Origin of the sequence: Mucilaginibacter angelicae, assembly GCF_042434235.1 — a bacterium.
Lineage (GTDB): Bacteria > Bacteroidota > Bacteroidia > Sphingobacteriales > Sphingobacteriaceae > Mucilaginibacter > Mucilaginibacter angelicae.
Map to the genome: position 1 here is coordinate 626785 of NZ_JBHLTS010000021.1, position 12019 is coordinate 638803.

At 42.1% G+C, this 12019-nt stretch carries 14 protein-coding genes; 8 read left to right on the plus strand and 6 right to left on the minus strand.

Translation table 11 applies throughout. The features are described 5' to 3' along the window. Positions 1-22: 22 nt before the first annotated feature. Genes ACFFGT_RS12095 through ACFFGT_RS12115 form a run of 5 tightly spaced genes read right to left on the minus strand, consistent with a single transcriptional unit; the run spans position 23 to position 3583 of the window. Positions 23-1003, minus strand: coding sequence for a YihY/virulence factor BrkB family protein (locus tag ACFFGT_RS12095; protein ID WP_377022793.1), 981 nt, complete (start codon positions 1001-1003; stop codon positions 23-25). Positions 1004-1014: 11 nt separating this feature from the next. After that, a complete protein-coding gene (locus tag ACFFGT_RS12100) occupies positions 1015-1422 on the minus strand; it encodes an acyl-CoA thioesterase (protein ID WP_377022794.1) in 408 nt (135 codons plus the stop codon). Further along, the gene (gene mltG / locus ACFFGT_RS12105; RefSeq protein WP_377022795.1) at positions 1422-2474 is read right to left on the minus strand and encodes an endolytic transglycosylase MltG; all 1053 of its coding nucleotides are present in this window, start codon (positions 2472-2474) and stop codon (positions 1422-1424) included. Before mltG ends, ACFFGT_RS12100 begins: the two co-directional genes overlap by 1 nt. Before the next feature lie 28 nt (positions 2475-2502). Continuing rightward, complete coding sequence (locus ACFFGT_RS12110; protein WP_377022796.1) at positions 2503-2811, minus strand: rhodanese-like domain-containing protein; 309 nt, start codon at positions 2809-2811, stop codon at positions 2503-2505. After that, positions 2789-3583, minus strand: a complete 795-nt coding sequence (locus ACFFGT_RS12115) for a PASTA domain-containing protein (protein WP_377022797.1) — start codon at positions 3581-3583, stop codon at positions 2789-2791. The genes ACFFGT_RS12110 and ACFFGT_RS12115 overlap by 23 nt, the downstream gene beginning before the upstream one ends. A 255-nt stretch (positions 3584-3838) precedes the next feature. Here ACFFGT_RS12115 and ACFFGT_RS12120 point away from each other — a divergent pair, with 255 nt between their 5' ends. The 3 genes from ACFFGT_RS12120 (at position 3839) to ACFFGT_RS12130 (ending at position 6686) form a co-directional block, all read left to right on the plus strand. Next, a complete protein-coding gene (locus tag ACFFGT_RS12120; RefSeq protein ID WP_377022798.1) occupies positions 3839-4828 on the plus strand; it encodes a D-alanine--D-alanine ligase in 990 nt (329 codons plus the stop codon). 113 nt (positions 4829-4941) lie between these two features. After that, on the plus strand, positions 4942-5577 hold the full coding sequence (locus tag ACFFGT_RS12125; protein ID WP_377022799.1) for an ABC transporter ATP-binding protein: 636 nt from the start codon (positions 4942-4944) through the stop codon (positions 5575-5577). Further along, a complete protein-coding gene (locus tag ACFFGT_RS12130) occupies positions 5577-6686 on the plus strand; it encodes a hypothetical protein (RefSeq protein WP_377022800.1) in 1110 nt (369 codons plus the stop codon). The genes ACFFGT_RS12125 and ACFFGT_RS12130 overlap by 1 nt, the downstream gene beginning before the upstream one ends. Before the next feature lie 3 nt (positions 6687-6689). On the opposite strand, the gene prmC is transcribed toward ACFFGT_RS12130, so the two are convergent. Further along, a complete protein-coding gene (gene prmC, locus ACFFGT_RS12135) occupies positions 6690-7553 on the minus strand; it encodes a peptide chain release factor N(5)-glutamine methyltransferase (RefSeq protein ID WP_377022801.1) in 864 nt (287 codons plus the stop codon). Positions 7554-7586: 33 nt separating this feature from the next. On the opposite strand from prmC, the gene ribD reads away from it, so the two are divergent. The 5 genes from ribD to ACFFGT_RS12160 all read left to right on the plus strand — a co-directional run bounded on the left by ribD (position 7587) and on the right by ACFFGT_RS12160 (position 12016). Then, positions 7587-8642 carry a bifunctional diaminohydroxyphosphoribosylaminopyrimidine deaminase/5-amino-6-(5-phosphoribosylamino)uracil reductase RibD gene (ribD, locus tag ACFFGT_RS12140; protein ID WP_377022802.1) on the plus strand — a complete coding sequence of 352 codons (1056 nt, stop codon included), beginning with the start codon at positions 7587-7589 and terminating at the stop codon, positions 8640-8642. After that, complete coding sequence (locus tag ACFFGT_RS12145) at positions 8643-9521, plus strand: EamA family transporter (protein ID WP_377022803.1); 879 nt, start codon at positions 8643-8645, stop codon at positions 9519-9521. It begins immediately after the preceding gene. A gap of 9 nt (positions 9522-9530) precedes the next feature. Further along, positions 9531-10145, plus strand: a complete 615-nt coding sequence (locus ACFFGT_RS12150; protein ID WP_377022804.1) for an IMPACT family protein — start codon at positions 9531-9533, stop codon at positions 10143-10145. A gap of 91 nt (positions 10146-10236) precedes the next feature. Next, on the plus strand, positions 10237-11589 hold the full coding sequence (gene mgtE, locus ACFFGT_RS12155) for a magnesium transporter (protein ID WP_377022805.1): 1353 nt from the start codon (positions 10237-10239) through the stop codon (positions 11587-11589). A gap of 49 nt (positions 11590-11638) precedes the next feature. Further along, positions 11639-12016, plus strand: coding sequence for a GxxExxY protein (locus ACFFGT_RS12160; RefSeq protein WP_377022806.1), 378 nt, complete (start codon positions 11639-11641; stop codon positions 12014-12016). Positions 12017-12019: the final 3 nt, after the last annotated feature.

A 12019-nucleotide genomic window follows, 5' to 3' on the forward strand; every position in this document is an offset into this window, starting at 1 on the left:
TAAATTACTGATTAACAAAAAGTTAATTTTTTGTTTGGGGGATTTTTTTCGTCCGAAAGGTATTAAATCGGGGTTTTACGATGCGAATTGTGCGCTTGGAAAGCTCAACGGACGCGTTTAATTCAAACCCGATGATCAAAATTAATGAGTTTATATACATCCAGATCATGACTACAATGAGCGTTCCGATGGAGCCGTAAACCTTATTGTATGAGGAAAAATTATTGATGTAATAGGAGAAGCCCAGTGAGGTTAAAACTGCCAGCGCAGTAGCCAGTATGGAGCCCGGGTTTACAAAATTCCATTTCTTTTTATGCGCGGGGGCATAGCGGTACAAACAGCCTATGGTCACAAAAATGATCACTACAATGATAATCCATCTGAACAGCATTACCGGGTAAACCCAAAAGTGATTTTCAGATGCTACGTGCGATTGGATGAACTTAATAATTGATTGCCCCAGAATGAGTATGGCAATTGCCAGTAATAACGCAAAGCTGATGGCTACCGTGATACCCGTTGCTACCAGGCGCCGTTTAAGCCAGCTTCGTTTATCCTCAATTAGTGAAGATTTATTGAAGGCCTTCATAAGGTTGATAACGCCGTTGGTTGCAAAGTACAAAGTTGACAGGAAACCGAAGGAAAGCAACTTGCCGTTTTGGTTGCTTACGATATCAAAAATGGTTTCCCTGAAGGCCATATAGGCGTTTGTAGGCATTACAGAAGCCAGCACCATCATCAGGTTACCCTTAAAATGCTTTATGGGCACATAAGGGATAAGCGTGAACAGAAAGATGGTAGCCGGAAAAACGGCCAGCATAAAACTATAGGCTAATGCATAGGCCCGGTTAATGAGCGAGTTATTGGTGATTTCCTTTACAAAAAAATCAATAACTGTATATAAAGGCAATGGCCTGAAACCCGGAATAATGACAGATTTTGTCCACTCGATGATGTACCTGTAGAACCCAAACCGGAGCAAAAAGCGGTGAAGCCATTTCATTTACACCAAATCTACTTAAAAAAGGGCATTAATCTATCGGTAAAATCCTGTGGTGGCAGGCAGGGGCGGTTAGTTTTCATGTTGATGAACACCAACAGCGTTTCGCCTGTATTAATGAGTTCGCCCTTGGGGTTTGTAAGCTCGTACCTGAAATGGATACGGATTCCCGGCAGCTTATCCATAATCACTTTGATGCTGATCTCTTCGTCATATAATGCAGGCTTCAGGTATTTGCACTGCAGCTCAAGCACAGGCATCATAATGCCTGATTCTTCCATGCCTTTATAGGTAAGCCCGAGACTGCGGAGCATCTCTACACGGCCTACTTCATAAAATTCGGCATAGTTACCGTAGTACACATAGCCCATCTGGTCGGTTTCGCCATAGCGCACCCGTATTTTGGTGGTATGCTCAAACATTACCTGCGGATGTTTCGCTCGTTAAGCATCTGCTGAAATTTATGTGCGTTCACCAAATGATCGGCCACGTTGGTTGCAAAAGCGTGATAGCCCGAAAAATCGGCCTTGGCGCACATGTAAAGATAATCGTTCTTTTGGTAGTTCAATACCGCTTTTACAGCATTAACCGATGGCATCATAATAGGGCCCGGGGGCAAACCTGTATGCAGGTAAGTATTGTATGGTGAATTGTATGAAAGGTAGCGGGTAAGTACGCGTTTAATAGTAAAATCATTTAGTGCGAAGATCACGGTAGGGTCGGCATCAAGTTTCATACCTTTTTTTAAACGGTTAAGGTACAAACCTGCAACGGCCGGCATTTCATCATCATGCAGAGCCTCGGCATCAACTATCGATGCCAGTACGGAAACTTCCTGCGGACTTAGGTTTATAGCGGCAGCCTGCTGTTTACGTTCGGGTGTCCAAAAGGCCTGGTAATGATCATACATCCGTTTAAAGAATTTTTCGGGACTTGTATTCCAGTACATCTGGTATGAATCGGGCATGATAACTGTGTACACGTTATCGGTAGTGAAGCCATATTTGCTTACAAAACTTGCCGAATCGAGCAGCCTGATGATAGCCATTGAATCAGGCTCAATCTTTTTCGAGATAAAACCGGCAAATTGTTCTTTAAGCCTTAATCCATGAAATTCAACCTTAACAGGTTCCTGTGTGCCCGATGCCAGCATGTTAATAAGCTTTCGGTTGCCCAGGCCTTCATGCAGGCGGTATTTACCCGGCTTTACACGGGTTGTATAATTCATGTTACGGGCTGCCCAGGCAAATGATGCGGTATCTTTTACAATGCCTTCGTCTTGTATGGTTTTAAAAACATCGCCAAAAGTAGCACCGGTGTGGATATATAAATATTCCTGTTTACCGGTAACGTTAGGGCCAAAGTATTTGAGATAATAATTGAAGCCTGTAAAGCCTAAAAGCACAATGATAATGATTACCAGCGCTATGATAAATTTTTTGAACATGCCTGATCCTTGTTTTTTCGCGGTCATGATATTGAATAGATAGTGTTTGTTGTATTTATTTTAGTTTTTGAACAGATATTAATCCGCCGCTTAAATTCCTCACATTGCTGTAACCATGCTGCTCTAATATAGCCTGCGCGGTTTCGCTCCGTAAACCAACTTTGCAGATAACGATTATCTCATCGGTTTTGTTGTAACGTAAACTGTTAAGTGCGCTCTCCAGGTTCGACAGCGGGATATTGTCACCACCTATATTGTAGGTATGGTACTCAATAACCTCGCGCACGTCAATAAGGTTAAGATCTTCACCTTTGTTTAAGCGCTCCAACAGTTCGGTAGCTTTAATTGGCCGGTGGAGCTGCATCTGTTTTTGTGCCTTGTGAAACAGTCAGGTTTATCCGTGTGCCAATACTTGTTTTGCTCAACGAATCGGTTTTCATCGGGTATTGTGAAACTACAACCACATTGGTTGAATCGCTTATAGTACCCTGGTAAGTAATGATACCAACAGTTAACCCGGCACCTTTGATGGCAAAACGGGCGGCATCCAGATCAAGGTTTACCAGCTCAGGGATTTCCACTTCGCTTGCACCTTCGCCATCGCCTAAAACAAGATCAATTTTTGATCCTTTAGGGAGCTTAGTACCTGGTTTTATAACCTGACCACCAAAGCGCACTTCAAGGATCCTGTCGCGGGCAATGTCTGAGCGGTAAGTTGTATCACCAACTTTCAAACCATAGTTTGATATGGTGGCGACAGCTTCACGGTAATTGCTTTGCTCAAGATCGGGCAGGCTTACAGGTGGTGCCTGAAGGGTTACCATAGTAAGGTAAATAACCCGGTTTTCCTTAACGTTGGTTCCGGGATCGGGGTCCTGCTCAACAATAGTACCGGGAGCCACGTCCTGTACGTAAACAGAATCAATTTTATAGCCAAACCCCTGTTCTTTTAAAATATCCATAGCCTTATCAATAGTAAGGCCTTTAAGCTTTGGTACAGGTATGCCCGAACCATGGCGGGTATAATAACCAAGACTGAAAAATGCTATTAAAACAACGGCTATTACGCTCACAACAGCCATTAATAAGTTATTCCGGAATGATTTTGATTTTAAGTAAGCCCCAAATTTGCTCATCAGTATATGTAAGGGTAACCCTTTTAATTAAGTATCAAACATAAGGATTATTTTGGATATGGAATATTGGGATGTCGGATTTCGGATGTTTGATTTTGGATTTGACGGATTATTGAATTTAAAGAATCAGCATTCAAAAAAATAATTTTAATGTTATGTGCTATGATATTTATCCTAATTTCGAAACTGAAAAATAAGGCGAAAATAGACCGTAAATAAGAAATCCGAAATTGAACATCCGAAATTCGAAATAATATGAGTGTTAAAAATATAGCCCTTTTGGCCGGAGGCTTTACCGGCGAATATGAAGTATCCCTTAACAGCGCAAAAAACATCGCAGCTAACCTTGCGTCAAACAGCAACTATAAGGTTTATACCATTTTAATTACCCGCGACAGGTGGTTTTTTGAAGCTGATGATACTACAGTTGATGTAGATAAGAATGATTTTACCATCACACTTAACCAGGAAAAAATAAAATTCGATTTCGCTTTTATCACCATTCATGGTACCCCCGGCGAGGACGGCAAATTACAGGGTTATTTTGATATGATGGGCATCCCTTACAATACCTGCGATGCCACAACATCGGCTATTACCATGAACAAGGCTTACACCAAAGCTATCGTGAACGGAATTCATGGTTTGCACACCGCGCATTCTATGCGTTTATTTGAGCGCGATGTGCATGACGTTGCAACAATAGCAGCTAATTTGAAGTTCCCGCTGTTTGTTAAGCCAAATAACGGTGGCAGCAGCGTAGGCATGAGCAAAGTGCAAAACATAGCGGGCTTACCCGATGCGTTGAACAGGGCATTTCAGGAAGATGCACAGGTGCTGGTTGAAGAGTTTATTAAAGGCCGCGAGTTTAGTATTGGTATAGCACGCCTGCACGGCAAAATAAAAGTGCTGCCTGCTACGGAGATCATTACTTCTAAAGATTTCTTTGACTATGAGGCTAAATATACAGATGGTATAACCCAGGAAATAACCCCTGCTGATCTTTCGGCCGAAAAGGTTGAAGAAATTGCCGGCATAGTTACCGAAGTATATACCCGCCTTAACTGCCGTGGTATGGCAAGGGTTGATTTTATTTTACTGGAAGGCAGTAATGATTTTTATTTTATTGAGATCAATACCACCCCCGGTCAGTCGGCTGCCAGTTTGATCCCGCAACAGGTGAGGGCTGCGGGTATGGATGTTGGCGAGTTTTACAGCGCGCTGATTGAAGGAGCAGAGTTATAGGATTTCGGAATTGAGATTTTTGATTTCGGATTTACATAGATATTTTTTGGAGAGACGCGGGTAACGCGTCTCTTTTTGTGTAACAACAGGTTCATTTTGTTATCAAACCAACGATGCTGAAATTTCAAAATTTTACAAAATCATACGGTAATTACCCTGCTTTAAAAATTAAAAACCTGCAACTGCAGGCTGGCATTTACTGGATAAAAGGCGTAAACGGATCCGGTAAAAGTACCTTGCTAAAATCTATTGCAGGGATCCTGGCTTTCAATGGCGACATTTTGATTGACAATAGTATCAGCATCAAAAAACAACCGGTAGCTTACCGCAAGCTGGTAAACTTTGCCGAAGCTGAACCAGTATTCCCCGATTTTTTAACAGGTACAGAAATGATCGCACTGTTTACCGATGCTAAGGAAGCGCCTATCGGACAGGCGGAACAGTATATTAAAAGTATGGGCATGCAAAACTTTGTGGGGCGCCCGGTTGGTACTTACAGCAGCGGTATGATGAAGAAGCTTTCGCTGTTACTGGCCTTTTTAGGTAAACCCAAATTGATCCTGTTGGATGAACCATTGATCACCATTGATACAGCCTCCTTAGCCATATTAAATACCTGGATCAGGGAAAGGCATGAGCAGGAGGGAACAAGCTTCTTATTATCATCGCACCAAATACTGGAAGATGGCTCGTTACCTGTATCGGGCGAGTTGTTGGTTGAAGCTCAAACCTTAAAGGTTATCAGCTAATGAAACCGCTAACCACCGTATTGTTAAAAATATTTGCCAACGGTTTTTTCCGGGTACATGCCGGGATTTTGTTGTTTATATTTTTGGCGATGGTTGGCGTTGTACCGCCCCAGTATTTAATAGGTTACCACAAGGCCCTGATGCTGGCTATGGATAGCAGTTCGGTAGTGATGACGCTGGTATTTGTGGCTTGGCTTATTTATGCCATTAAAAGCTGGCACTATGTATCCGGGCAGATCTTCGCAGAGGGGCAGCACTTTTTATTTTATAGCAGTAATGCCCTGAGTAGGAAAAAACAATTAAGCAGCTGGTTTTGGGTGCAGGTGACTATTTTATCGCCAATAATAGCTTATGCGCTTATAACAATTTGTGTTGGCGTGGCTAACCATTATTATGTGCTGCCGGTTTGTATTCTGTTATATTTAATAACACTAAGTTATTTAAGCGCAGGTATTTATACAAGGCAGATTAACCGGCTTGTTGATGGCAGTGATCAATCAATATTATTAAAGTTAAGCAGCAAATGGCGCAAACCCTATTTCAGCCTTTACATTTATCATATTTTTGATAAGCGCAAGGTTCCATACCTGATCACCAAGGCGCTTTCCTGGCTTATAATTACCGGGGTGTTTTATGTATTTGCAGATGTTAAAACAGATGCACGGGTAGCAGGCATTGCCATACTTGCGGTAATCACAGCCCACGTGGTGCTGATATTTGAGGAAAGGAAATTTGAAGAGAATGGATTAAGCTTCTCCCGCAATTTGCCTTATAGCAGGCAAAGGCTTTTCCTGAATTTTATTAATGTTTATTTCTTTTTATTGATCCCCGAAAGTATTTGGTTGTTCAGCAGGTTTAACCCATTGATGGCCTTTGAGTTATTACTGTTGGCCTTAAGCACAGCAATGCTATTCCATTGCCTGCTTTACTGGTTCGGGCTTAATATGGATAAGTACCTGCAATGGATCTTAAGCTTGTTTGTGGTACTGTTCTGGATCATTATGTTCAAACTGCTTTGGGTGCTTATCCCGTTAAACCTAAGTATAGCTTACTGGCTGTTTTACGGCAACTATTATAAGTTTGAGGGCGTGGTGAGCGATAAGGTGTGATCTTTAACGTTGTGCTTTCACCATTCTGTCCCTGCCACTCATATCTTTCCGTAACTCTATGTTTTTAAATCCCTTATCGTATAATAGCTCTACTGTTTCTTTGCCAAGGTTTTCATTGATCTCGAAATAAAGTAAACCGTTTGCAATCAAATTATTCAAAGCATAATCGGCAATGGCCCGGTAAAATATCAATGGGTCATACTCGGGTACAAACAATGCGGTATGCGGTTCAAAATCTGTAACGTTGCTATGCATCTGCTTTTTATCATTAAGCGTTACATAGGGAGGGTTACTTACTATAATGTCATATTTGGTGCTTCCATTGCTTGGTTCCATATTTAAAATATCCGCCTCAATAAAATTAACCTCAACCTCATTTAACAGCGCATTTTCCTTAGCTGTTTGCAGAGCGCCCTCAGATATATCCATTGCAGATACCTCGGCATCTGCCAAATTCTTTTTCAGACTGATGGCAATACATCCACTACCTGTACCTATATCCAACAGAGAAAACCTTTCACCTTTCGCCTTTAACCTTTCACCTGAAATCACCCATTCAACCAACTCCTCAGTTTCCGGGCGGGGGATGAGCACATAAGGGTTCACCTTAAAGGGCAAGCCATAAAATTCAGTAGTACCTAAAATATATTGAATGGGTTTCCCTGTTTTTAGTTCGGCAAGGATGCTTTTGAGCCGATCCGAATGGTCGGTGGTTAACGCCCTTTCGGGGAATGCTTTAACAGATGCTCTTGACATACCGGTAACTTCGGCAATAACAAGCAGCGTAATAGCTTCTGTTTCATTAATATCGTAAACGCCATTTATCTGTTGCCTGTAATCTTCAAAAACATCCTTAATCGTAATCATGCAACAAAGTAACATAAAAGCTACTTTTGTAGCATGCTTGAACATGAAAAATATATGCGCCGCTGTTTGGAGCTTGCCCAACTGGGTGCTGGCTATGTGAGTCCGAACCCTATGGTTGGCGCAGTTGTGGTTCACGAGGGCCGGATAATAGGCGAGGGCTATCATCAAAAATATGGCCAGGCCCATGCCGAAGTTAATGCCATTGCACAGGTTACTGAAAAATTTGATAATCACTCCGAACTGCTCAAAAACTCGGTGATATATGTTTCGTTAGAGCCTTGCGCACATTACGGCAAAACGCCTCCCTGTGCCGACCTGATCATCAAGCACCAGATCCCTAAGGTAGTAGTAGGCTGCCGCGATCCTTTTGCACAGGTTGACGGCAAGGGCATTGAAAAGCTGCAAGCCGCCGGCATTGAAGTAATAACAGGCGTACTGGAACAGGAATGTCAATGGCTTAACCGTCGCTTTTTTACCAAAGTACAAAAACACAGGCCTTATATCATATTAAAATGGGCCCAAACCCAGGATGGCTTTTTTGCCCCGGCAGCCGGCAGCCAGTTTTGGATCACCGGGCCCGAATCGCGCAAGTTGGTGCATAAATGGCGCAGTGAAGAAGATGCTGTACTGGTTGGAAAAAACACGGTTCTTATCGATAACCCTCAATTGAATACCCGTTACTGGGACGGTCCATCACCCAAGCGTGTGGTAATTGATCGCCGATTAGAATTAAATAAAGGGTTGAATGTATTCGATAACTCATCCGAAACTTTCATCTTTAATGAGGTAAAGTTTGATGTAGACGGCAACAATAAATATATTGCACTTGAAGATTTTGAACGCTTTGTGCCGCAATACATTTTATACCAGTTATATCTTCAGGATATTCAATCAGTGATTATTGAAGGTGGTGCGCGCACCCTTGATGCCTTTATTGAAGCCGGGCTTTGGGACGAAGCACGGATATTTACCGGCGATAAAGTTTTGAACAAAGGCATAAAAGCCCCGCAAATAACTGGTATACTTGCCGATGAATATCCCGTAGGTGGCGATCGCTTACAATTGTTATACAATAAGCCAGTTATATAAATGCTGTTCGTTTTTTTAAGTATTTGCTGTAGTGTTATCGTTTCTATTTTGCTGAAACTGGCAAAACGCTACCATGTGGATGTTTACCAGGCTATCACCTGGAATTACTCCATGGCTATTTTGCTCACCTGGTTCTTTTTTAAGCCGCAGCTAAGCCTCATTCAAAACGGGCCTGTTTATAATTACCTGGCCTTAGGCATCCTGTTCCCGGCCATATTTGTGATCATGGCCACATCGGTGCGTAAAGCCGGGATTGTGCGTACCGATGTAGCGCAGCGTCTGTCCCTGTTCATCCCCATCCTGGCAGCATTTGTTATATTTGGCGAAGCCACTGGCACAATTAAAGCCATTGGTATTGTACTGGCTTTCATCGCTATTATTTGCTCCGTTCCCTGGCAAAAATCTGCAGGTAATAAAGTGGAAAAAGGTTCATGGATTTACCTGTTAATTGTTTTTCTGGGCTTTGGCGTTATAGATGTTTTGTTAAAACAACTTACTAAGGTTAGCAATGTGCCTTTTACCACAGCCATATTTGTGATTTTCATTATTGCTTTTGTATTAACGTTTGCAGGTTTGATTTACCAGGTATCTGTTAAAAAAACAAAGTTCTCCTGGCCGCATATTCTCATAGGGTGGATCCTCGGAATAGCTAACTTTGGTAATATCCTGTTTTATTTAAAAGCGCATCAGGCGCTGGCCAATAGCCCTTCGGCGGTGTTCTCTTCGGTAAACATTGGCGTTATTGTGGTTGGTACGCTGGTGGGTATCTTTGTATTTAAAGAGAAACTGAGCCTGCTCAACAAGATCGGCATAGCTGTGGCTGTTTTGGCTATTGTTATTATATATTTTCCGCAAACATTGGGCTTCCTGCACTTGTAATATTTCTGAATGCTTTTTGACGATACTTATAAAACTATAGAAAATCCGGCCGAAGGCATTTTTCGCGACCGGGGCAGCAAATTCCTGGCTTATGCTTTCCCCATTAATTCTGAAAATGATATCAAGGCTATTGTTACCCAATTAAAATCAGAACACCCCAAAGCCAATCACCATTGCTGGGCTATGCGTTTAACTATCGACCGCTCAGTATTCAGGGTTAATGATGATGGGGAGCCTTCAGGTACTGCCGGTAGGCCAATTTTGAATACACTTTTATCAAAAGACCTTACCAATTTATTGGTCGTGGTTGTCCGTTATTTTGGTGGCACTTTATTGGGTGTTCCCGGTTTAATTAATGCTTATAAAGTTGCTACTGAAGAAGCATTAAACCAGGCGGTTATCATTTCAAAAACAGTAAATGACGTATACACTGTATCATTTGATTACCTGCAGATGAACGATGTAATGCGCATTATTAAAGACGAAAACCTTATCATACTTAACCAGGCTTTTGATAATGATTGCAGTATTCAGCTTTCTATCCGTAAAACACAAGTTGAGCAGGCGCTTTTTAAGCTAAGCAAGGTAAGCGGTACAAAGGTTAAGTATAACTACAGCATCTAACTTTGCATTCATTTACTTTACCACCTCAGGCACTGTTTTTGTGCCGATTTAATTCCTTAATTGTGGTGTAATTGTTTTAATTTAGTCGGGTATGCAATCTTTTGATTTAGATAAAACCGACCTGCTCCGCATTAAAACAGCGCTCGAAGCCGATGATGCTGAGTTAGAGAATGTTCTGAAGGAATATCACGCTTCGGAGATTGCCATACTATTTGAAAAACTTCAGCAGGAAGAAAAAGAAAGGATCATCAATATCCTCCCGGCCGACGTTGCTTCGGAAGTTTTATCCGAAATGGACGAAGAGCACGGCCCTGCCGAGCTGCTGGTAAACCTCGATCCTGAAAAACGTACCGAGATAGTTGAGGAACTTGACTACGATGATGCTACCGATATTATATCCCAGCTTGATGAGGAGGACCAGCAGGAGATCTTAGAGGATCTTGACCATGAAGATGCCAGCAGCATCCGTGCGCTGATGACCTATGCCGAGGATACCGCCGGCGGTTTGATGAACTCCGAAATTATCAAGGTAAACATCAACCTGGATAAAAAGGATGCGCTTGATGAGATCATCCGTCAGTCGGAAGAGATGGAAGAGTTTTATACCATCTGCGTTGTTGACGATGACGACATCCTGAAAGGCATCCTCTCCATTAAAACCGTTATCAAGGCCCGCGCCGATGCCCGCATCAGTGATTTGGTAACTACTGATTTCGTGTACGTAAAAGTAGATCTTGACCAGGAAGAAGTAGCCCGCCTGATCAAACAATATAACCTGACCAGTATTCCGGTTGTTGACGACAATATGAAACTGCTCGGCCGTGTTACTGTAGATGACATCATCGACGTAATGGAGGAGGAAAACACCGAGGACATCTTAAAAATCTCCGGTGTATCTGAAGATGAAGAACTGAGCGGTAACTGGGTGGAGGCCGTGAAAAGCCGTTTACCATGGCTGGTGATTAACCTTGGTACCGCATTCCTTGCGGCGTCCATCATCCGTACTTTTGATGACACCGTTGCCAAGCTTTCTATTATCTCGGCCTATATGACCATTATTGCCGGTATGGGCGGCAACGCGGCTACACAGGCATTGGCGGTAACTGTTAGGCGTATTTCATTAAGTGACCTTTCTGATAAACAGGCTTATAATACTGTATTAAAAGAGTTTTTAGTGGGGCTGATAAATGGTGCAGCTAACGGGCTCATCGTTTTTATCGTAGCATTCTTTTATGATGCCAATCCAATGCTTGGCCTGGTGCTGTTTTTGGCAATGACAGGCAACCTTATTATAGCAGGCTTGACAGGCGCTTCTATTCCGCTGATATTAAAAAGGGTAGGGATCGACCCTGCAGTAGCTTCATCCATCATCATTACCACATTTACTGATTGCATTGGCTTTTTATTGCCGCTTTGGTTGGCTACTAAGCTTTTGTTGAAGTAATAACTTTAATTATTTATATTTCTCGCAAAGGCGCTAAGACGCATAGGGTATGGATGAAAATTCAATTTCAAAACTGATCGTAAATACCGCATTTGAAATTCATACACAGCTTGGCCCGGGCTTGTTAGAGTCTGTATATGAAGAAATTTTGTATTTTGAACTTGTAAGCCTTGGGCTTAAAGTTGAAAGACAAAAAGGCATTTGTGTGTTTTGGAAAGAAATAAAAATGGATATTGGTTTTAGGGCCGACCTGATTGTTGAGGATAAAGTGATTATTGAAATAAAATCCGTCACAGCAATCTCGCCGGTACATACTAAGCAAGTATTAACTTATTTGAAATTATCGGGATGTAAACTGGGACTTTTAATTAATTTTAATGAACAACTTATAAAATCAGGAATAACAAGAGTAGTTAACAATCTCTAATGC